The sequence below is a fragment of the Streptomyces sp. MMCC 100 genome, from assembly GCF_041538145.2.
Classification (GTDB): domain Bacteria; phylum Actinomycetota; class Actinomycetes; order Streptomycetales; family Streptomycetaceae; genus Streptomyces.
Map to the genome: position 1 here is coordinate 4,309,093 of NZ_JBGORK020000001.1, position 20,316 is coordinate 4,329,408.

A 20,316-nucleotide genomic window follows, 5' to 3' on the forward strand; every position below is an offset into this window, starting at 1 on the left:
GGGGGACGAACCGGGGGGAGAACAAAGGAGTTCGATCATGAAGGCACTGCAGTACCGCACCATCGGGGCCCCGCCCGAGGTCGTCACGGTCCCCGATCCGGAACCCGGCCCCGGCCAGGTGCTGCTGAAGGTGACCGCGGCCGGCGTCTGCCACTCCGACATCGCGGTGATGAGCTGGCCCGCCGAGGGCTTCCCGTACGAGCTTCCGCTCACCCTCGGCCACGAGGGCGTCGGCACGGTGGCCGCGCTCGGCGCCGGGGTGAGCGGGATCGCCGAGGGCGACGCGGTCGCCGTGTACGGGCCCTGGGGCTGCGGCACCTGCGCCAAGTGCGCCGAGGGCAAGGAGAACTACTGCCTGCGCGCCGACGAGCTGGGCATCCGCCCGCCGGGGCTCGGGCGGCCGGGCTCCATGGCCGAGTACCTGCTCGTCGACGACCCCCGGCACCTGGTCCCGCTGGACGGGCTCGACCCGGTGGCGGCGGTGCCGCTCACCGACGCCGGGCTGACGCCGTACCACGCGATCAAGCGGTCGCTGCCCAAGCTGGTCCCCGGCTCGACCGCGGTGGTCATCGGCACGGGCGGTCTCGGCCACGTCGCCATCCAGCTGCTGCGCGCCCTGACGTCCGCCCGGGTCGTCGCCCTGGACGTCAGCGAGGAGAAGCTGCGCCTCGCCCGTGCGGTGGGCGCGCACGAGGCGGTGCTGTCGGACGCGAAGGCCGCGGACGCGGTGCGCGAGATCACCGGCGGTCTCGGCGCCGAGGCCGTGTTCGACTTCGTCGGCGTGGCGCCCACCGTGCAGACCGCCGGGGCCGTCGCCGCCGTCGAGGGCGATGTCACGCTGGTCGGCATCGGGGGCGGGTCGCTGCCCGTCGGGTTCGGCATGCTGCCGTTCGAGGTGTCGGTCAACGCCCCGTACTGGGGCAGCCGCAGCGAGCTGATCGAGGTACTGAACCTGGCCCGCTCCGGCGCCGTGTCGGTGCACACCGAGACGTACTCCCTGGACGACGCCCCGCTCGCCTACGAGCGGCTGCACGAGGGCAAGGTCAACGGCCGCGCGGTGATCCTGCCCCACGGCTGACCGGTCCCAGGGGGCGCGACCGGTCCCCCGTTCCGGTCGTGCCCCCTGCCCGTCGAACCTACGTGGACGGCTCCGCGGTTGTGAATCGTGCCGATGCCCGCTGCCGGGCCCGGAGGACTCACTCGTGCACAGGTGAGTCCGGATGGCCCGGTTTCGTCCCGTGCAGCGGCGGCTGGTCGAGGTCACCGGCCGCCAGGTGGGCCAGCACGACCTCGTACAGGTCGCTGCCGGCTGCGAGCAGCTCGCGTTCGAGGACCGGCTCGGCGCTGCGGACGTGCTCGCGGACGGTCTGCGCGTGCATGCCGAGCCTCTGCGCGGCACGCTCGGCGTTGCCGCCGGCGGCGATCCAGGTGCGCAGGGTGCGCCTCAGGTCCCGGCCGTCCGTCTCGAGCCGGCCGAGCAGGTCGACGGCCCAGGTGCGCAGCGCGGGTCCGGACAGCAGGTCGGTGAGCCGGGCGGCACCGGCCCGTGCGCCGGCGCCCGGCGGGGGTTCGGCGAGGCCCACCTGGGCGTTCAGGGCCAGGTGGACGGCGGCCCGGACGGTCAGGTCGGCGAAGTCCGTGCGCAGCATCGACTCGACCCGGTCCATGCGGGCGCGGACCGTGTTGCGGCTGACGCCGAGGACCTTCGCCGTGTTGACGGCGGTGAACTCCAGGCCGAGCCGGGTGGTGGCGAGCAGTTCGGCACGCGTGTGGTGCGACAGGGTGTCGAGCGGGCTCAGCACGCCGGCCGTCCAGTCGTGCAGCTCCGCCGGGTCCATCAGCCGCTCGGGACGGGTCCGCTCGGCGTACAGGGCCGCCTTCTGCGGACGGAACCGGGCCACGGCCAGGGCACTGACGGCCTGTCCGTAGGCGGCCGCGGTACGGGCGAGGCCCTGCCGGGCACTGCCGCCGAGGAAGACGCCGGGGCGGCGGCCGACGAGCGAGCGCAGCTCCTGCCCGGCCGTGTCGCGCGGCGCGAGGACGATCACGTGTCCGTCCACCGCCGGGCACCGCACGACCAGCGCCCGTTCCTCCGTCGCCGACACGCACTCCTCGGCGATGCGGTCCCGTTCGGCGGGGCTGCTCTCCACGACGTACACGCAGGCCGTGTCGGTGTCCAGCAGGCCCGGCCACAGTCCGGCGGCCACGCGGCGGGCGGAGACGGTGTCCTCCACCATCAGCAGCTGCAGGATGGCCAGGCGCAGGTCGGAGGTGGCCCGCCGCAGCCGCTGTCCGGCCGCGGTCGACTCGTGGCCGGCCAGCAGCAGCTCCACCACCTGGGCGGCGTGCGTGACGATGTCGGAGACGCGCCGGTCGAACGGTCTCTCGCGCGCCACCGCGAGGACGGCGGCCCGCGCCGGGTGGGACCGTTCCACGCGGACGAGCCGGAGATGGCGGCCCCGGTCCTCCAGCGCGGCCGACGCGATCCGGCCGGAGGTGACGTCGGCGACCAGGCCCTCGTCCAGCGGCACGCGGGTGCCGGCCAGCAGCCGGCCGGTGCCGTCCTGCAGCGACACGGCCGCGTGCGCGGTGCCGGCGAGCCAGGTCACGACCCGGTTCAGGTCGCGTCCGGCCGGCCGCAGGTGCTCGAGCAGTTCCCGTGCCCATCCCGCGTGCTCACCGGCTCCGGATGTCCGCTGCCGTTCCGCGTCCTCTCGGCCCGCCACGTCGGCCTTCTCCTCGCCTCGCCTCGTCTTCGGCCCAGGTCGGGGACGTTACCTCATGGCTCTGTGCAGAGGCCCGTTCCGGCGTCGGCGGGCGGGATCGCCGGGCCTGTCGGTCGGGGCGGCCGAGCGGGCATAAGCTCGATGAATGGCGAAGTACTTCGACGTGCACCCCGACAACCCCCAGCCGCGCAGCATCGCCCAGGTCGCCGACAGCGTCCGCTCCGGCGCGCTGATCGCGTACCCGACGGACTCCTGCTACGCGCTGGGCTGCCGGCTGGGCAGCCGCGACGGCATCGACCGCATCCGGTCGATCCGGCACCTGGACAACCGGCACCACTTCACCCTGGTCTGCCAGGACTTCGCGCAGCTCGGGCAGTTCGTACAGATCGACAACGACGTGTTCCGGGCGATCAAGGCGTCGACCCCCGGCAGTTACACCTTCATCCTGCCGGCGACGAGGGAGGTGCCGCGCATGCTCCAGCATCCGAAGAAGAAGACCGTGGGCGTGCGCATCCCCGACCACGTCGTCACCCAGGCCCTGCTCGCCGAGCTCGGTGAACCGCTGCTGTCCAGCACGCTGTTGCTGCCCGACGAGGAGGAGCCGATGACGCAGGGCTGGGAGATCAAGGACCGGCTCGACCACGTGCTGGACGCGGTCGTCGACTCCGGCGACTGCGGCACCGAGCCGACCACGGTCGTCGACTTCTCCGACGGCGAGGCGGAGATCGTGCGACGGGGCGCGGGCGACACGACCCGGTTCGAGTAGCGCGGCACCGCCCGCCCGACCGCGAGAACACCAGCCAGAGAGAGGCACATCACGCCATGACCGCCGTAGAGGGAACCGACGTCGACATCCCCACCGGCGACGGCACCGCCGACGCCTGTCTGACCCACCCGGCCGACGGGGAACCGCATCCCGCGGTCCTGCTGTACATGGACGCCTTCGGGCTGCGCCCGTCCCTGCGCGCCATGGCGGACCGGCTGGCCGGCGCCGGGTACACCGTCCTGGTGCCCAACGTCTTCTACCGCAGCGGACGGACGCCCGTCGTGGAGCTGCCCGAGTTCATCGACCCGGAGGCACGGCCGGAGATCTTCCGGCAGCTCGGCCCGATCATGAAGTCGCTGACCCCCGACCGGGCGATGCGGGACGCGGGCGCCTACCTGGAGTGGCTGGCCCGGGCCCCGGAGGCAGCCGACGGCCCCGTCGCGCTCACCGGCTACTGCATGGGCGCCGGACTCGCCCTGCGCACCGCCGGCACATACCCGGACCGGGTCGCCGCGGTGGCCGGGTTCCACGGCGGGAACCTGGCGACGGACGGTCCCAGCAGTCCGCACCTGGTGGCCGGGGACATCACCGCCGAGGCCTACTTCGCCCACGCGGACCACGACCCGGGCATGCCCGCCGAGCAGCAGGAGCGTCTGGAAGCCGCCCTGACCGCGGCGGGCGTGACCCATCGCTGCGAGGTCTACGCGGGAGCGCACCACGGCTACACCCAGGCCGACACCTCCGCGTACGACGAGAAGGCGACGGAACGCCACTGGGACGCGCTGCTCGACCTCCTGAAGCGCACGTTCTGACCCGGACGTCCGCGAAACGGCCCATTCGACGCCGCACTTGGCGAGGCCGCCCTCGTCCGGCCCCCGGACCGGGCGTTGTTACCGTGCCCGGGTGTCCAACTCCTCACGCGATTCCGCCGAAGGCGCCGGCTGGGGCTCCGCCGAGCCCGGCGCCTACCGGGCGCTCATGCCGCAGCGCACCGAGAAGCTGTCCTGGCTGAACCCGAGAACGCTGTGGGCCGCCCGCAACGGCGTGCTGGCCTCGTGGTTCGGGGACCCCACGGGCCACACCCGCTCCCGCTGGGTGGCGCAGCGGGCCGCGGCCGGGGCACCGGCCGACAAGGTGATCCGGCGGGACGACCCCGACCGGTTCTCCTTCCTGGTCATCGGTGACACGGGAGAGGGCGACGACCCCCAGTACGCCGTCGTGCCCGGGCTGTTGAAGGCGGGCGGCAACACCCGGTTCGCGGTCCTGGCGAGCGACGTGATCTACCCGGTGGGCAGCGCCGACGACTACGGCACGAAGTTCTTCCGCCCCTACCGCGACTACCGGGCGCCCATATACGCGATACCGGGCAACCACGACTGGTACGAGGATCTCGGCGGCTTCATGCGCGTCTTCTGCGACGACGCCCCGCCCCTGCCGCCGGAGCCCGCGCCGCGCCCGTTCACCCCCGCCCGGCTGCGGTCCCTGCTGTGGCACCGGCCGCGCCCGGACGACGGCCCGCACCTGGACGAGGCGCGCAAGCTGCGCTCGGCCCCCGCCCAGCAGGCCGTCCAGCCGGGGCCGTACTGGGCGCTCGACGCCGGTCCGGTGCGGATCGTCGGCATCGACACGGGGCTCCTGGGCACGATCGACGCGGAGCAGGGCGCCTGGCTGCGCGAGGTGTCGGCGGGTGACCGGCCGAAGATCCTCGTCACCGGCTCGCCCCTGTACGTGGACGGCGAGCACCGTCCCTGCCCCGTCGACGGCGGCGGCACGGTCGACGACATCGTGCGCGACCCCGCCCACCACTACGTCGCGGCGATCGGCGGCGACATCCACAACTACCAGCGCTATCCGGTCGACGTGGACGGCCGCACCGTCCAGTACGTCGTGGCGGGCGGCGGGGGTGCGTTCATGCACGCCACTCACACGATTCCGCGCGTGTCGGTGGCCGGCGTCACCGAGGACGACTTCCGCTCCTATCCGCTGCGCGGCGACTCGCTCGCCTTCTACAGCGCCCTGTACGGCCGCCGGCTGCGGCTGCGGCGCTTCTTCACCCTCACGGAGGCCGAGGCGACGGCCGTGATCGCCGAACGCCTCGGCATCCGCACCGGCCGCGCCCCGGGCGCCGGCGCGCGGGTCACCCGGCGCACCCGGATCGTCGCCGGACTGCTCGGCACCGCGCGGCGGCCCGAGCGCCGCAAGCGGTTCCGGCTGCCCGTGCGCAAGATCTACACGTCGGTGTTCTCGCCGGGTTCGGCGACGTACAGCCCGCCCTTCTTCAAGTGCTTCCTGCGCCTGGACGTGACGCCGGAAGCGGTCCGGCTGCGCTGTTTCGCCGCCACGGGCAACCGGGCCCAGGAGGAGGACCCGCCGGTCGAGGACGAGGTGACGATCCCGCTCGTGTGACCGGCGCCCGGCCCGCCTCACCGGGGGCCGCCTCACCCGGGGGGGCGTCTCACCAGCGGCCCGCTTCGCTCCCCACGACCGGCTCGGACGGGGTGCCGTCGACGCCCACCGGTACGTCGCCGGTGAGCATCACCCGGTGCATGGTGCGGGGGTGGCCGAGGTGGGCGTTGTCGCTGGGCGCGAGGTGGATGGTGGCGCGGTTGTCCCAGAAGGCGACGCTGCCCGGCTCCCAGCGGAGGCGGACGGTGTACTCGGGACGGGTGGCCTGCTCGATGAGGAGTTCGAGGATCGCCGCGCTCTCGGGCCGGGAGAGCCCGGCGATCTGTTCGACGTAGTAGCCGTTGACGAACAGCACCCGCTCCCCCGTCTCCGGGTGCACGCGGACCAGCGGGTGCACGGTCGCGGTCTGGTGGTCGAGGAGATGCCGGACGTAGGCGTCGTCGCCGGGCCGGGGCTGGTAGCCGACGCCGAGGCGGTGTTCGGCGCGCAGGGTGTCGGCGAAGGCACGCAGCGGGGCGGACAGTCCGGCGTAGGCGGCGGCGAGGTTCGACCAGGTGGTGTCGCCGCCGTACGGCGGGACGGTCTCGGCGCGCAGGATCGTGAAGGCCGGCGGGTCGACGCGGGCGCCGTGATCGCAGTGCCAGCCGCGCAGCAGCGTGTGGCGCCGGCGCCGCAGCCACTCGTCGTGTTCCATCCCGAACCGCCCGCCCAGCTCCAGCCGGTCGGCGGTGGTCTCGATCTCCGGGAAGCCGGCCGGGGAGGCCGTGCCGCGCCGGGGCAGGACGACCGGCTCGCCGAAGAGGCGGGCGAACGCGACGTGGCCCGCGTGGTCGAGGCGCTGGTCGCGGAAGAACACCACCTTCCAGCGCAGTACGGCCGTCCGCACCGCCGCGACCTGGGCGGCGTCGAGGCCCGCCGCCAGGTCCACGCCGCGGATCTCCGCGCCGATGTGCCCGGCGGCCGGCCGCACCTCGATCCCCCCGGCCCCGGTGGCCGCCGTACGCTCTGCCGTCGTCGTGTCCGTTGCCCTGTCCGTTGCCCTGTCGGTCGTCATGCGCCGATCGTGGCAGACGTCCTTGCGCGCCGTCCGGTTGATCACCGGTCCCGGCGTGGGCGAGGCTGGACCGGACGGCACACCGCCGCGCACAGTCGAGGGAAGGTCCCACGGTGATCAGCATCCCGGCGTACACGCTCAACGACGGCACCACGCTCCCCGCCCTGGGCCTGGGCACCTGGCCGATGAAGGACGACGAGGCGGAACGGGCGGTCCGCGAGGCCCTGGAGGCGGGGTACCGCCTGATCGACACGGCGACGAACTACCGCAACGAGACCGGCGTCGGCCGCGGCGTCGCCTCCGCCGGTCTCCCCCGCGAGGAGATCGTCGTGACGACCAAGCTGCCCGGCCGGCACCACGGCTACGAGGAGACGCTCGCCTCGTTCGAGGAGTCCCGCGCCCGTCTCGGCCTGGAGTACGTCGACCTGTACCTGATCCACTGGCCGCTGCCGCGCGTGGACAAGTACGTCGACTCCTGGAAGGCCATGGTCAAGCTGCGCGAGGACGGCCTCGTGCGTTCGGTGGGCGTCTCCAACTTCACGGCGGAGCACATCGAGCGGCTGGAGAAGGAGACGGGTGTCCTGCCGTCCGTCAACCAGATCGAGCTGCACCCCCTCTTCCCGCAGGACGACCTGCGCGCCTACGACGAGCGCAAGGGCATCCGCACCGAGAGCTGGAGCCCGCTGGGCCGGGGCAGCGACCTGCTGGACGACCCCGCCGTCGCCGCGGTCGCCGAGGCGCACGGGGTGACGCCCGCCCAGGCGGTCCTGCGCTGGCACACCCAGCTGGGCGCGGTGCCGATCCCGAAGTCCGCCGACCCGGCGCGGCAGCGGGCGAACCTGGACGTCTTCGGCTTCGAACTGGACGCCGAGCAGATGCGCACGGTGGCGGACCGCGCGCACCGGCGGATCGGCGGCGACCCGGAGGTGCACGAGGAGTTCTGAGCGGGGTACCCGGTCCGGGTCGGGGAGGCTCTCCCGGGAAGGAGCGTCAGGTGGGCGGCAAGGGCGACGGGCTGCGGGACTACCACGGCAAACGGGACTTCGGCCGGACCGGTGAACCCGCTGGAGGGGGGCCGCCCGGCGAGGGCGGAGCCCCCGGTGAGGGCGTGGCACCCCGCTTCGTCGTGCAGATCCATGACGCGAGCACCTTGCACTTCGACTTCCGGTTGCAGGTGGCGGACGTGCTCAAGTCCTGGTCGGTGCCGAAGGGTCCGTCCGCGGACCCGAGCGACAAGCGGCTCGCGGTGCCGACGGAGGACCATCCGCTGGAGTACGAGGAGTTCGAGGGCGTGATCCCGGCGGGTGAGTACGGGGGCGGCACGGTGATCGTGTGGGACCGCGGCACCTACGAGCCGCTGAGCCACGACCGCCGGGGACGGCCGGTCGACTTCGCCGAGTCGCTGGCGCACGGGCACGCCCGGTTCCGGCTGCACGGCGCGAAGCTGCGCGGCGAGTACGCGCTGACCCGGTTCCGCGGCGGCCCGGACCGCGGCGCCGGTGAGGACGCGGCGTGGCTGCTGGTGAAGACGGGCGGCGGCGGGCGCGGGCACGGCACCCCCGCCCCCCGGCGGGCCCGCTCCGCGCGCACCGGCCGCACGCTGGCACGGGTGGCCGCGGAGGACGGCGGGAAGTAGGGACGGGCGAGCAGCGACCGCGCGGGCGGTTCACTGCGCGGGCAGCGCCTGTTCGGCCCAGATGGTCTTGCCGGTGTCCGTCTGGCGGCTGCCCCAGCGCTGGGTGAGCTGGGCGACCAGGAGCAGGCCCCGGCCGCCCTCGTCGTAGGCGTGGGCGCGGCGCAGGTGGGGCGAGGTGGAGCTGGCGTCGGCGACCTCGCAGATGAGGGCGGTGTGGCGGATGAGGCGCAACTGGATGGGCGGCTCGCCGTACCGGATGGCGTTGGTGACGAGTTCGCTGACGACGAGTTCGGTGACGAAGGCCGCGTCGTCCAGCCCCCACGCCGTCAGCTGTTCGCCGACGGACCGCCTGGCGGCCGCCACTCCGACCGGGTCCGGGTGGACGTCCCAGGTGCGCACGCGGTCCTCGCCCAGCGCCCGGGTGCGGGCCAGCAGCAGGGCGACGTCGTCGCCGGGCTCCTCGGGCAGCACGGCCTTGAGTACGCCGTCGCACAGCGCCTCGAGCGAGTTCGCGGGCGCGGCCAGCGCCCGGCACAGTTCCGCTGTGGCGTGGTCGACGTCGCGGTCGCGGTCCTCGACCAGTCCGTCGGTGTAGAGGGCGACGACGGAGCCCTCCGGCAGTTCCAGCTCCGTCGCCTCGAAGGGCAGTCCGCCGACGCCGAGCGGCGGCCCGGCGGTCATGGCGACCATCCGGGTGGTGCCGTCGGGGAGGAGGAGGGCGGGTGCGGGGTGACCGGCGGCCGCCAGGGCCAGTCGCCGGGACACGGGGTCGTACACGGCGTAGAGGCAGGTGGCGCCCAGTTCCGCGATCTCCGCGTCGACGCCGTCGTCCCCGCCGACGGCCGCGAGGTGGGTGACGAGGTCGTCGAGGTGGGTGAGGAGCTCGTCGGGGGGCAGGTCGACGTCGGCGAGGGTGCGCACGGCCGTGCACAGCCGGCCCATGGTCGCCGTGGACGGGATGCCGTGGCCCACGACGTCGCCGACCACGAGGCCGACGCGGGTGCCGGAGAGCGGGATCACGTCGAACCAGTCGCCGCCGATGCCGGCCGCGGACGCGGAGGGCAGGTAGCGGTGGGCCACCTCGACCGCGGCCTGTCCGGGCAGGTCCCTGGGGAGCAGGCTGCGCTGGATCGCCAGGGCGGTGGAGCGCTCGCGCGCGAAGCGACGGGCGTTGTCGATGGAGACGGCGGCCCGGCCGACCAGTTCCTCGGCCAGTACGGCGTCCTCGGTGGCGTACGGCTCCCGGGGCGCGGTCCGGGCGGCCAGTGCGACGCCCAGGGTGGTGCCGCGGGCCCGCAGGGGCACGGCCAGCACCGAGCAGACGGCTTCCCGGAAGGGGCGGTTGTGCGGGGCCTCGGCCTCGCGGGTGCGCATCCACCGGTCGAACTCGGGGTCGCCGGGGCCGCTGAGGACGACGCGGCCCTCCCGCACCGCCCGGGCGGGAGGGCTGTCGGACGGGTGGACCTCGTGCCCGCCGAGGTGCACGGCGGGGGTGGGGAAGCCCTCGGTGGCAAAGGCGTGGGCCACCCGGCGCAGTCCGGCGTGCTCGGGCGGCGTCGCGAGGGGTTCGTCGGTGCCGAGGACCCAGTCGAGCAGGTCGACGCCGGCGAAGCCCGCGAACCGCGGCACGAGGAGTCCGACCAGTTCCTCGGCGGTGCGGACGACGTCGAGGGTGGTGCCGACCGTGCCGGCCGCGTTCAGCAGGGCCAGCCGCTCGCGGGCCCGGTGCTGTTCGGTGCTCTCGAGCGCGGCCATGGCGACGGCGGTGAGCGCGCCGGACGCGTCGCGGACCGGCCAGATCTCCACGGTCCAGGCGTGCAGGCGGGTACCGGCCGGCGCGGGCGAGTAGCTCTCGTACTGGACGCGCCGCCCCGTGTCGGCGACGACTCGCAGGTGGTGCAGGAAGGACCGGGCGTCGCCCTCGAAGTCCGCCAGCGTGTCGGCCAGGCCGCGGCCGATCAGTTCGTCGGCCGGTCTGCCCATCATCCGGCACGCGGTCTCGTTGACGTGCAGGAAGCGCAGGCCGAGGTCGAGGACGGACATCGACAGGGAGGCCTGCCGTACGGCGTCGTCGATCAGGGCGGGCGCCGGGGCGCCGGGTGGGTCGGCGGTCACCGCGTAGCCGTCCGGTCCGCCGTCGGCGCCCAGCAGCGGGCAGGCCCGCAGCCGCAGGCCCACCGGGCGGCCGTCGCGGTGCCGGACCACGGCGGTGCCGGACAGGACGGGGGTGCCGGCCGGGACGGTGCGGGACAGGGGGCCGGGGGGCGCGTCCCGCGCGAGCAGGTGCCGCGCGGGGCGTCCCACGACCTCCTCGGCCGTGTATCCGGTGAGCCGCCGCGCGCCGTCGCTCCACCCGGTCACCAGTCCGCGGGCGTCGACGGTCATCGTGGCGGAGGATTCCTCCATGCCGTCCAGGATCATCCCAGGACGATGCGGTATCAACCGGGGTGGGGCGCGGGTGGCCCCGTCACTCCCGGTGAGCGCGGAGCGCGGCGAGGGCTCGGTCGGCGTGCGTGTTCATCCTCAGTTCGCTGCGGACGACCTCCAGCAGGGTGCGGTCCGGTCCGACGACGAAGGTGACCCGCTTGGTGGGAGCCAGGCTGAACCCCCGCTTCACCCCGAACCGCTCCCGGACCGTGCCGTCGGCGTCGGACAGCAGCGGCATGCCGAGGGTGTGGCGTCCGGCGAACTCCTGCTGCCGTTCGACGGGGTCGCCGCTGACGCCGACGGGCCGGGCGCCGACCGCGGCGAACTCGGCGGCGAGGTCGCGGAAGTGACAGGCCTCCGCGGTGCAGCCCGTGGTGAGGGCCGCGGGGTAGAAGAAGAGGACGACCGGTCCGTCGGCGAGCAGTTCGGACAGGCGGCGCGGGGTGCCGGTCTCGTCCGGCAGGGTGAAGTCCTCGACGGTGTCGCCCACGGCGGGGAGCCTGCTCATGACCGGCCCTCGCTGCCCTGGGCGACGGCGCGGGCCCACAGCACGAGCGGCACCTGCGCGGGCAGCCGTCCCAGGGCGGCGGCCTTCTGCGGGGTGGGGCGGTGCCTCCAGTCCCAGGCCATCTTGACGTTGGCGGGGAACACCCCGACGAAGAAGGCGGCGGCGGTGAGTGCGGCAGCCCTGCGGGTGCGCGGCAGGGCGAGTCCGGCGGCCAGCGCGAGTTCGGCGACGCCACTGGCGTACGTCCATGCCCGCGGCGTGCCCGGCAGGGAGCGCGGCACGATCGCGTCGAAGGTGCGGGGCTGGGCGAAATGGGCGACGCCCGCGGTGGCCAGCAGGCCGGCGAGCAGCAGTGGTGAGCGTTCGGACCGTGACACGGTTCCTCCTCATGGGGGCCTGCCGCGCGATATTACTCGACGGTAAGGAACAGGTGGTGCCCGTTTCACGCCCGGCGGTTGTGGGTGCCGGGTGTGCAGCCGAACGCACGGCGGAAGACCTCGATGAACGCGCTGGCGGAGGACCAGCCGCAGCGGTGGGCGACGGTGGTGACGGGCAGGTCGTCGGCGAGCATGCGCAGGGCGTGGTAGAGGCGCGACTGAGTGCGCCACTGGGGGAAGGTCATGCCGAACTCGCGGCGGAAGAGGCGGCTGAGGGTGCGTTCGGAGGTGCCGGTGGCGGCGCCGAGGGCGGCGAGGGTCCGGGTGTCCGCGGGATCGGCGTGGACGAGCGCGCAGACCGCGGCCAGCCGGGGGTCCGCGGGGGCGGGCAGGCGCAGCGGCTGCTGCGCCGAGGCGCGCAACCGGTCGCACAGTACGGCCAGGAGCCGGCCGCGTTCCGGCCCCGTGTCCCCGGGGTCGCGGGTGTAGGCGACGATCAGCTCGCGCAGCAGCGGGCCGACGGAGAGGACGGCCGGGGTGTCGAGGCCGAGCGGGTTGGTGTCGGCGGGGAGGCCGACCAGGTGCAGGTCGAGGCGGCCGTGGGCCCGGTGGGCGTGCACGGTGCCGGCCGGGATCCAGATGGCCCGCGTCCCCGGCGCGAACCATGTGCCGGCCTCGGTGGTGACGGCGACGACCCCGGACCCGGCGTGGACGATCTGGTGCTCGTCGTGCCGGTGCGCGTCGATCCGCTGCCCGGCGAGCAGCCGCTGGGCGCGGGTCGGGGCCGCCGGGGTGTGGCGAACGCGCACCGCCTCGGCACCGGTCCCCGGACCGGTACCCGCTGCCGCGCTGTTCTGGCGGATGTCCGACACAAGTCGGCAGGTTATCGAAAGCGGGCCAACGGTGGTGGACGCGACGATCGACGGGTGACCCGCACCCGCAACCGGCCCATCGCCCTGCTGTCCTTCGGCCACGCCTGTGTCGACGTCTACCAGGGCACGGTGGCCGCCCTGGTGCCGTACTTCGTCGCCGAGCGGGCGTACAGCTACGCCGCCGCCTCGGGCGTCGTCCTCGCCGCCTCGCTGCTGTCGTCGCTGGTGCAGCCGCTGTTCGGGGCGCTCACCGACCGGTGGGCGCTGCCGTGGCTGCTGCCGCTGAGCACGCTGGCCGCCGGGGCGGGGGTGGCCCTCGGCGGCCTCGCCGGCTCCTACGCGCTCACCCTCGCGGCCGTCGCGGCGGGCGGTGTCGGGGTCGCCGCGTACCACCCGGAGGCGGCGAGGGCGGCGCGGGAGGCCGCGCGGGGCAGCCATACGGCGATGGGGTGGTTCTCCCTGGGCGGCAACGTCGGCTTCGCGCTGGCGCCGCCGCTGGTGTGGGCCGTCGTCGGAGGCGGCGGCCTGGGCGCCTCCGGGCTGCTGGTCCTGCCCGCGGTCGTGGGCGCCGTGCTGTGCGGGGTGGCGGTGCGTCGGGCCGGGGCGGTCCGCGGGTCGGGCGGCCGTACGGCGGTGGTGGCGGGGAGGGACGACTGGGCGTCCTTCCTGCGGCTCACCGGCGCCGTCGTCTGCCGTTCCGTCGTCTTCGTCTGCCTGAGCACGTTCGTGTCGCTGTACGTCCGGGAGCGGGTGGGCGGCGGGAGCGCGGCGGGGACGGTGGCGCTGTTCGTGCTCTACCTGGGCGGCGCGGTGGGCACCGTCGCCGGGGGCCGGCTCGCCGACCGGCACGGACGGCTGAAGGTGGTGCGGCGGTCGTACGTGCTGACGGTCCTCGCGGTGGCCGGGGTCGTCCTCGTGCCGGGACCCGCGGTGTACCTGTTCGTCGCCCTGACGTCGGCGGGGCTGTACGTGCCGTTCTCCCTGCACATCACGCTGGGCCAGGACTACCTGCCGCGCCGGGTGGGCACGGCGGGCGGGGTCACGCTCGGGCTGACCGTGAGCATCGGCGGCCTGGCCGCCCCGGTGCTCGGCGTGCTGGCCGACGCGGCCTCCCTGCGGGCGGCGCTGCTGCCGCTGGTGGCGTTGCCCGCCGCGGGCCGACTGCTGCTGTGCGGCCTGCGCGAGCCGTCCCCGCCCGCGACGCCGCCCGCCATGGACGCGCCGACGACGAGCGAGGCCGACGTACGGTGACACGCCACCGGGCCCAGTGACGCGCCCGGCGGCGAGCCCTCGCGGGGGGTCCAGTGGTGCCCCGGCACGGGCCCCGGCGGTCCTCTCGCCCCCACCAAGCCCGGCACGAACCCGGCGGTGAGCCCCACACCATGCCCGGCGGGTTCCGGCCGGCAACCTCCGCCGAGCCCGGCACGGACCCGACCGGGAACCCGCAGCAAGCCGGCCGGAGCCCGACGGCGAGCCGCACCAAGCCCGCCACGAGCCCGCCGGCAAGCCCCCGCCGGGCCCGACCGGGAGCCCCCCACCAAGCCCGCCACGAGCCCGACCGGGAGCCCTCGCCAAACCCGCAGTAAGCCCGACCGGCGACCCGCAGCAGCCCGACGCAGCCCACGACGGCGAGCCTCACCAAACGCCCGCCACGAGCCCGCCGGCAAGCCCCCGCCGGGCCCAACCGGGAGCCCCCACCAAGCCCGCCACGAGCCCGACCGGCAGCCCTCGCCAAACCCGCAGCAAGCCCGACCGGCAACCCGCAGCAGCCCGACGCAGCCCACGACGGCGAGCCTCACCAAACGCCCGCCACGAGCCCGCCGGCAAGCCCCCGCCGGGCCCAACCGGGAGCCCCCACCAAGCCCGCCACGAGCCCGACCGGCAGCCCTCGCCAAACCCGCAGTAAGCCCGACCGGCAACCCGCAGCAGCCCCGACGGAGCCCACGACGGCGAGCCTCACCAAGCGCCCGCCACGAGCCCGACGGCGAGCCCCCGCCGGGCCCGACCGGGAGCCCCACCCAACCGGCCACAGGCCCGACCGGCAGCCCCGCCGCCCCCACCACCGGGCCTCACAACCGGGACCCCCATCGCTCCCTGCTCAGCAGCCATGCCAGGTAGGCGCCGCCTGCCACGCCGGTGACCACGCCCACCGGGAGCAGGGCCGAACCCGTGAGCCGTTGGGTGGTCAGGTCCGCGGCGGTCACCAGGAACGCGCCCATCCACCCGGCGGACAGGACGCCCGGGCCCGCGGCGCGGGTGACCCGGCGGGCCAGCTGGGGCGCGGCGAGGGCCACGAACGGGACGGGACCGGCCGCCGCGACCGCCATCGCGGTCAGTCCCGTGCCGGCGCTCAACAGGACGAGACGGCTGCGTTCGGGCGGCACGCCGAGCGCGGCGGCGGTGTCGTCGCCCATCTCGAGCATGGTCAGCCGCCGCCCGTGGACCAGGACGACCGGGACCAGGGCCACCAGCCCGAGCGCCGCGGTGCGCACGTCGGTCCAGTCGCGGGCGTTGAGCGAGCCGATCATCCAGGCGGCCGCCTGCGCCGCCTTGCCGATGTCGGCGCGCACGTACAGGAAGCTGGTCGCCGAGCCGAGCACGGCGGAGGCGCCGATGCCGACCAGCACCAGCCGGTAGCCGTGCACACCCCGCTTCCAGGCCAGCAGGTACACGGCGGCGGCGGTGGCGAGTCCCCCGCACACCGCGCCGAGGGCGACCTGTGGCGCGCCCGCGTCGAGGAAGATGATCGCGACGAGGGCGCCGGCCGAGGCGCCGTTGCCGAAGCCGATGATGTCGGGGCTGCCGAGCGGGTTGCGGGTCAGCGACTGGAACACCGCGCCGGCCATGCCCGTCCCGAAGCCGACCAGCGCGGCCACCAGGGCACGCGGCAGCCGCAGGTCGAGCACCACGAAACCGGCGCCCGGCGGACCGTCGCCGGCCAGGGTGCGCAGCACCTCGGGCGGGGACAGCTCGTAGGTCCCGGTGCCGATGGCCAGCACCATGGCGCACGCCGTGAGCGCGCCGAGCGCCACGCAGACCACCAGGGCCCGGGTGTCGTAGCGCAGCGACCAGCGGCCGGCACGCAGCAGCCCGGGCCGCAGGCCGCGCGTCCGAGGTCGCCCGTCCGCGCGGACCGGCGCGGCGTCGTCCTTCACGACGCTCACAGCTGGGCCACCTTCCGCTGCCGGACGAGATGGATGAACAGGATGCCGCCGAGGAAGGCGGTGACGATGCCCACCTCGATCTCGGACGGCGGCACCGCGATCCGTCCGACCACGTCGGAGACGAGCAGCAGCACCGGCGCGTACAGGGCGCAGTAGGGGAACATCCAGCGCGGGTCGGGGCCGCAGAAGGCGCGGGCGGCGTGCGGGATCATCAGGCCGACGAAGCCGATCGGCCCGCACACGGCGGTGGCGCCGCCGCACAGCAGGGTGATGGCGACGACGGACAGCGCCCGTACGCGCCGCACCCGGGTGCCCAGCGCCAGCGCATGGTCCTCGCCGAGGGCGAGCGCGCCGAGCGGCCGGGCCAGGACGAGGGCGAGCAGCGTACCGGCCACCAGCAGCGGCGCGACGGTGAGCAGCAGGGACACGTCGCGCTTGGCGAGGGTGCCGACCGACCAGTACCGCATCTCGTCGAGCGTGCTCAGGTGCCACAGCGAGAGGCCGTTGACGTAGCCGAACAGGGCGGCGTTGACGGCGGTTCCGGCCAGCGCGAGCCGGACCGGGGTGGCCCGGCGGCCGCCGCCGAGGGCGTGCACGGCGGTGGCGGCGAGGGCGGCCCCGGCCAGGGCGAACCACAGGTAGCCGGTGAACGAGGTGATGCCGAGGACGCCGATCGCGGTGACGACGGCGGCGGACGCGCCCGCGTTCACGCCGAGGAGCCCGGGATCGGCGAGCGGATTGCGCGTCAGGGTCTGCATGACCGCGCCGCCGAGCCCGAGGGCCGTGCCGACGGCCGCGCCGATGAGGGTGCGGGGCAGCCTCAAGTCCCGCACGATCGCGTCGTTCTCCGTGCCTGAGGGGGTGAACAGGGCCGACCAGACCTGGTCGAGGGGGATCTGCTTGGCCCCGACGGCCAGGGAGAGGGCGGCGGTCGCCACCAGCAGGACCACGCCGAGCAGCAGGCCCGCCACACGCAGGGAGCCCCTGGGCCGGGGCTTCTTCCCAGCGGGCGCGAGGCCGGCCGGGGCGGGGGCGGTCGCGGCGCTCATGAGCCCGCCGCCCGCGGCACGCCTTGACGAACGACGGGCGCCAGGTCGGCCGGTCGCGATACACACACTCCGATGGACATGTGATTAGCTTAGGCTAACCTAACTTCGGCTGTTGACGATTTCGTCGGCGGCTGTTGGTTCCTGCCCGACCTCTGCCCAGCGGTTCACGGAGAACGCCGATGACCACGCTCCCCCGCCCCACCTCCCGCGGTGCCACCGCGCCGGACGTCCGCCCGGCCCGGATCACAGGCCCGCGCGTCGCACGCCTGCTGGAGGAGACGGAGGGCGCGGACGAGGCACGGCGGACCGGGCTGGCGGCCGCGTTCTGGAGCGAGACGGAACGCCTGGGCACCCCGCTGGTCGAGGAGATCGAGGGTGAACCGGGCCACCGCGCGGTCACGTTCCTGTGGCGGGGGCACCGCGCCACGCGCCTGGTCCTGCTGTTCGGCAACCGTGTCACCGACCGCGACCGGCTGGCCGGTTCGCTGCTGGAGAGGGTGCCCGGCACGGACGTCTGGTATCTCGGGCTGCGGCTGCGCGCCGACCACCGCGGTTCGTACCGGCTGGCCGCCGACATCTCGCTCAAGGAGGCGCCCACCGACCCGGCCGCCCTCCAACAACGGCTGCGGTCGCTGTCCGCGCACGCCGCGGTCGACCCGCTCAACCGCCGTACCGTCGTCACCCGTTGGCAGCCCGCCCACAGCTCGGTCTTCTCCCTGCCGCACGCCCCGGCCGAGCCCTGGGCCGGGCGCCGGGGCACCGTGCCGGCCGGGCGGGTGGAGCGGCACCGGGTACCGGGCACGGAGCCGGTCGGCGACCGGGACGCCTGGGTCTATCTGCCGCCGGGGCACGACCACGGGGCCGGCGCACCGCTGCCGGTCGCGGTGGTGTGCGACGGCGACATGTGGTTCGGGCGGCTCGGCCTCGGCGACACGCTGGACGCGCTGATCGCCGACGGCGCGCTGCCGCCCCTCGTCGTGGTCGCGCCGGACGCCGTCGACCGGCACACCCGGTGGCGCGACCTGGGCTGCCGGGAGCCGTTCGTCGCCTTCCTGGCGGACGAGTTGCTGCCCTGGGCGGCCGGACGCTGGCCGCTGACCACCGACCCGCGCCGGACCGTGGTCGCCGGTCAGAGCCTCGGTGGCATGACCGCGCTGTACGCCGGCCTCCTGCGTCCCGACCGGTTCGCCAATGTGCTCGCCCAGTCGCCCTCCCTGTGGTGGCGCCCCGGCCTGCCGCCCGCGGGCGCGGCCAAACCCCAGGTGTACGGGAGGCCTTGGCTCGTCGGCCGCTACGCGTCCGGCTCCGCCGAGCCCCTGACGGTCCATCTGGACGTCGGACTGCACGAGGGCTCCATGGCCGACCACGCCCTCGCCCTGTACGACACCCTGCGCACGACGGGGCACCGGGTCAGCTACGACGCGTACAACGGCGGCCACGACTACGTCTGCTGGCACGGTGCCCTCGCCACCGGCCTGGTGCGTCTGCTGGGCACGGACGCCGCCTCCGCCCTCTGAACCACGTAACTCTCCACCCACTCACACATCTCTGTGCCAAGGAGTCCTCTTCTCATGTCGTTCGTACATGCCTCCCGCAGAACCGTCGTGACCTCCGTCGCCGCCGTCGTGGCGGGAGCCCTGCTCCTCACCGGCTGCGGTGACGACGACGGCGACAGCGCGGGCGGCCAGGACGCGAGCACCCGGCAGATCACCGACGCGACGGGCCGCGAGGTCGACGTGCCGGCCGAGCCGAAGAAGGTCGTCACCCTGAGTGAGCCCACCCTCGACGCCGCCCTCGCGCTCGGCGTCGAGCCGGTCGGCGCGACCGCGGGACGCGGACAGAAGGGCGTCTCCACCTATCTGGCCGACAAGGCGGGCGGGGCGGAGGTCGTCGCCACGGTCGCCGAGGCCGACATGGAGAAGCTGGCCGCGCTGCAACCCGACCTGATCCTGATCGACGAGACCACGGCGGTGAAGAAGGAGGTCTCCAAGCTGGAGTCCATAGCCCCGACCGTGGTCACCGCCAAGCTCAACGAGGACTGGAAGAAGGCCTTCACCGCCACGGCCGACGCGCTGAACCGGAAGGCCGAGGCGGAGAAGGTGCTCAGCGGCTTCGACGCCGACGTGAGCGCGGCCAAGGGCAAGCTGGGCGAGAACGCCGGCGCCGTCGTGAGCGTGGTCCGCTGGCAGAACAAGGCGCCGTCCGCGGTCGGACGGGGCGTGGGCCACGTGGGTGCCACCATCACCGCCCTCGGCCTGGACCGGCCGGAGGACCAGCAGGGGGTCGGCACCGGGCACAGCGAGCCGGTCAGCCTGGAGAAGCTCTCCACGATCGACGGGGACTGGCTGTTCTTCGGCACCCTGGGCGAGAAGGCCGACGGGGAGAAGGCGTACGCCGAGGCGAAGCAGGTGCCCAACTTCGGCAGGCTGAAGGCCGAGCGGGAGGGCCGCGTGGTCGTGGTCCAGGGCTCCGCGTGGAACAGCGCGGGCGGCCCGCTCGCGGCCCGGATCGTCCTGGACGACCTGACCAAGGCGCTCACCTCGTGAGCGCCGGACTCGACGGGCGGCTCGCCCTCGTGACGGGCGCGGGCCGGGGGATCGGCGCGGCGGTCGTCACCGCGCTCGTCGAACAGGGCGCCCGCGTCCTCGCCACCGACCGCACGGCCCGGGGCATCGAGGAGCTCGCCGGAGAGCACGGCGCGGACCGGGTCACCGCACGCCTCCTGGACGTCACCGACGCCGACGCCGTGGAGTCGCTGGCCGACGAGACCGAACGCACCCTCGGTCCGTTGGACGTGGCCGTCAACGTGGCCGGGATCCTGCGCCCGTCGGACGTCGTGAACCTGACCGACGAGGACTGGGCGGCCACGTTCGCCGTCAACTCCACCGGCGTCTTCCACGTCTCCCGCGCCGCCGCCCGCCGGATGAGCGGACGCGGGCGCGGCAGTATCGTCACCGTCGCCTCCAACGCGGCCGGAATCCCCCGGGCGGGCCTCGCCGCCTACGCCGCCTCCAAGGCCGCCGCCGTCATGTTCACCAAGTGTCTCGGCCTGGAAGTGGCCGGACACGGCGTGCGCTGCAACACGGTCTCCCCCGGCTCCACCCTCACCGACATGCAGCGCGCCCTGTGGACGGCCGGTGAGGAGACGGCCTCGGCACGGCGCGTGATCGACGGAGACCTCGCCTCGTACCGCACGGGCATCCCGCTGGGCCGGATCGCCGACCCGGCCGACATCGCCGACGCGGTGGTCTTCCTGGCCTCCGACCGCGCCCGGCACATCACGATGCACGACCTGTACGTCGACGGCGGCGCCACCCTGCGGGCCTGACCC

The 20,316-nt window shown here is 74.7% G+C and carries 18 protein-coding genes; 10 read left to right on the forward strand and 8 right to left on the reverse strand.

Features of this window, described 5'->3' with window-relative positions; translation table 11 throughout:
- Nucleotides 1–37: 37 nt before the first annotated feature.
- Nucleotides 38–1,078, forward strand: a complete 1,041-nt coding sequence (locus ABS735_RS20090; protein WP_373903024.1) for an NAD(P)-dependent alcohol dehydrogenase — start codon at nucleotides 38–40, stop codon at nucleotides 1,076–1,078.
- Nucleotides 1,079–1,196: 118 nt separating this feature from the next.
- On the opposite strand, the gene ABS735_RS20095 is transcribed toward ABS735_RS20090, so the two are convergent.
- Nucleotides 1,197–2,726: a helix-turn-helix domain-containing protein gene (locus ABS735_RS20095; RefSeq protein WP_373903023.1), complete on the reverse strand. Its 1,530-nt coding sequence runs from the start codon at nucleotides 2,724–2,726 to the stop codon at nucleotides 1,197–1,199.
- A 145-nt stretch (nucleotides 2,727–2,871) separates the two neighbouring features.
- Between ABS735_RS20095 and ABS735_RS20100 the strand changes: the two genes are divergently transcribed.
- From ABS735_RS20100 to ABS735_RS20110, 3 genes are all read left to right on the forward strand, one after another.
- A complete protein-coding gene (locus ABS735_RS20100; protein ID WP_373903022.1) occupies nucleotides 2,872–3,492 on the forward strand; it encodes an L-threonylcarbamoyladenylate synthase in 621 nt (206 codons plus the stop codon).
- A gap of 56 nt (nucleotides 3,493–3,548) precedes the next feature.
- Nucleotides 3,549–4,304 carry a dienelactone hydrolase family protein gene (locus ABS735_RS20105; RefSeq protein WP_373903020.1) on the forward strand — a complete coding sequence of 252 codons (756 nt, stop codon included), beginning with the start codon at nucleotides 3,549–3,551 and terminating at the stop codon, nucleotides 4,302–4,304.
- 91 nt (nucleotides 4,305–4,395) lie between these two features.
- Nucleotides 4,396–5,898, forward strand: a complete 1,503-nt coding sequence (locus ABS735_RS20110; protein WP_373903019.1) for a metallophosphoesterase family protein — start codon at nucleotides 4,396–4,398, stop codon at nucleotides 5,896–5,898.
- 49 nt (nucleotides 5,899–5,947) lie between these two features.
- Here ABS735_RS20110 and ABS735_RS20115 read toward each other — a convergent pair whose 3' ends face one another.
- Nucleotides 5,948–6,952 carry a TauD/TfdA dioxygenase family protein gene (locus ABS735_RS20115; protein WP_373903017.1) on the reverse strand — a complete coding sequence of 335 codons (1,005 nt, stop codon included), beginning with the start codon at nucleotides 6,950–6,952 and terminating at the stop codon, nucleotides 5,948–5,950.
- Between the two features lie 113 nt (nucleotides 6,953–7,065).
- Between ABS735_RS20115 and ABS735_RS20120 the strand changes: the two genes are divergently transcribed.
- Nucleotides 7,066–7,896 (forward strand): aldo/keto reductase, encoded by an 831-nt coding sequence (locus ABS735_RS20120; RefSeq protein ID WP_373903016.1) that lies wholly within the window; start codon nucleotides 7,066–7,068, stop codon nucleotides 7,894–7,896.
- A gap of 50 nt (nucleotides 7,897–7,946) precedes the next feature.
- Nucleotides 7,947–8,588: a DNA polymerase ligase N-terminal domain-containing protein gene (locus ABS735_RS20125; protein ID WP_373903015.1), complete on the forward strand. Its 642-nt coding sequence runs from the start codon at nucleotides 7,947–7,949 to the stop codon at nucleotides 8,586–8,588.
- 30 nt (nucleotides 8,589–8,618) lie between these two features.
- On the opposite strand, the gene ABS735_RS20130 is transcribed toward ABS735_RS20125, so the two are convergent.
- From ABS735_RS20130 to ABS735_RS20145, 4 genes are all read right to left on the reverse strand, one after another.
- Nucleotides 8,619–10,994, reverse strand: a complete 2,376-nt coding sequence (locus ABS735_RS20130) for a SpoIIE family protein phosphatase (RefSeq protein ID WP_373903014.1) — start codon at nucleotides 10,992–10,994, stop codon at nucleotides 8,619–8,621.
- A gap of 61 nt (nucleotides 10,995–11,055) precedes the next feature.
- Nucleotides 11,056–11,523: a peroxiredoxin gene (locus tag ABS735_RS20135; RefSeq protein ID WP_373903013.1), complete on the reverse strand. Its 468-nt coding sequence runs from the start codon at nucleotides 11,521–11,523 to the stop codon at nucleotides 11,056–11,058.
- On the reverse strand, nucleotides 11,520–11,900 hold the full coding sequence (locus ABS735_RS20140; protein ID WP_373903012.1) for a DoxX family protein: 381 nt from the start codon (nucleotides 11,898–11,900) through the stop codon (nucleotides 11,520–11,522). Before ABS735_RS20140 ends, ABS735_RS20135 begins: the two co-directional genes overlap by 4 nt.
- A 65-nt stretch (nucleotides 11,901–11,965) precedes the next feature.
- A complete protein-coding gene (locus tag ABS735_RS20145; RefSeq protein WP_373903419.1) occupies nucleotides 11,966–12,763 on the reverse strand; it encodes an AraC family transcriptional regulator in 798 nt (265 codons plus the stop codon).
- A 63-nt stretch (nucleotides 12,764–12,826) separates the two neighbouring features.
- On the opposite strand from ABS735_RS20145, the gene ABS735_RS20150 reads away from it, so the two are divergent.
- Entirely contained in the window at nucleotides 12,827–14,023 is a 1,197-nt protein-coding gene (locus ABS735_RS20150; RefSeq protein ID WP_373903011.1) for an MFS transporter, read from the forward strand.
- Nucleotides 14,024–14,841: 818 nt separating this feature from the next.
- On the opposite strand, the gene ABS735_RS20155 is transcribed toward ABS735_RS20150, so the two are convergent.
- Nucleotides 14,842–15,936, reverse strand: a complete 1,095-nt coding sequence (locus tag ABS735_RS20155) for a FecCD family ABC transporter permease (RefSeq protein WP_373903010.1) — start codon at nucleotides 15,934–15,936, stop codon at nucleotides 14,842–14,844.
- Complete coding sequence (locus ABS735_RS20160) at nucleotides 15,933–16,985, reverse strand: FecCD family ABC transporter permease (protein ID WP_373903009.1); 1,053 nt, start codon at nucleotides 16,983–16,985, stop codon at nucleotides 15,933–15,935. The genes ABS735_RS20155 and ABS735_RS20160 overlap by 4 nt, the downstream gene beginning before the upstream one ends.
- A gap of 179 nt (nucleotides 16,986–17,164) precedes the next feature.
- On the opposite strand from ABS735_RS20160, the gene fes reads away from it, so the two are divergent.
- Genes fes through ABS735_RS20175 form a run of 3 tightly spaced genes read left to right on the forward strand, consistent with a single transcriptional unit; the run spans nucleotide 17,165 to nucleotide 20,313 of the window.
- Nucleotides 17,165–18,502: an enterochelin esterase gene (gene fes / locus ABS735_RS20165; protein ID WP_373903008.1), complete on the forward strand. Its 1,338-nt coding sequence runs from the start codon at nucleotides 17,165–17,167 to the stop codon at nucleotides 18,500–18,502.
- A gap of 54 nt (nucleotides 18,503–18,556) precedes the next feature.
- Nucleotides 18,557–19,531, forward strand: a complete 975-nt coding sequence (locus tag ABS735_RS20170) for an ABC transporter substrate-binding protein (protein ID WP_373903007.1) — start codon at nucleotides 18,557–18,559, stop codon at nucleotides 19,529–19,531.
- Nucleotides 19,528–20,313 carry a 2,3-dihydro-2,3-dihydroxybenzoate dehydrogenase gene (locus ABS735_RS20175; RefSeq protein WP_373903006.1) on the forward strand — a complete coding sequence of 262 codons (786 nt, stop codon included), beginning with the start codon at nucleotides 19,528–19,530 and terminating at the stop codon, nucleotides 20,311–20,313. Before ABS735_RS20170 ends, ABS735_RS20175 begins: the two co-directional genes overlap by 4 nt.
- Nucleotides 20,314–20,316 lie beyond the last annotated feature (3 nt).

Coding starts and splice junctions, on each gene's coding strand:
- ABS735_RS20170 (WP_373903007.1), top strand. CDS start 18,557: ATGTCGTTCGTACATGCCTCCCGCAGAACCGTCGTGACCTCCGTCGCC.
- ABS735_RS20160 (WP_373903009.1), bottom strand. CDS start 16,985: ATGAGCGCCGCGACCGCCCCCGCCCCGGCCGGCCTCGCGCCCGCTGGG.
- ABS735_RS20130 (WP_373903014.1), bottom strand. CDS start 10,994: ATGGAGGAATCCTCCGCCACGATGACCGTCGACGCCCGCGGACTGGTG.
- ABS735_RS20135 (WP_373903013.1), bottom strand. CDS start 11,523: ATGAGCAGGCTCCCCGCCGTGGGCGACACCGTCGAGGACTTCACCCTG.
- ABS735_RS20100 (WP_373903022.1), top strand. CDS start 2,872: ATGGCGAAGTACTTCGACGTGCACCCCGACAACCCCCAGCCGCGCAGC.
- ABS735_RS20090 (WP_373903024.1), top strand. CDS start 38: ATGAAGGCACTGCAGTACCGCACCATCGGGGCCCCGCCCGAGGTCGTC.
- fes (WP_373903008.1), top strand. CDS start 17,165: ATGACCACGCTCCCCCGCCCCACCTCCCGCGGTGCCACCGCGCCGGAC.
- ABS735_RS20115 (WP_373903017.1), bottom strand. CDS start 6,952: ATGACGACCGACAGGGCAACGGACAGGGCAACGGACACGACGACGGCA.
- ABS735_RS20105 (WP_373903020.1), top strand. CDS start 3,549: ATGACCGCCGTAGAGGGAACCGACGTCGACATCCCCACCGGCGACGGC.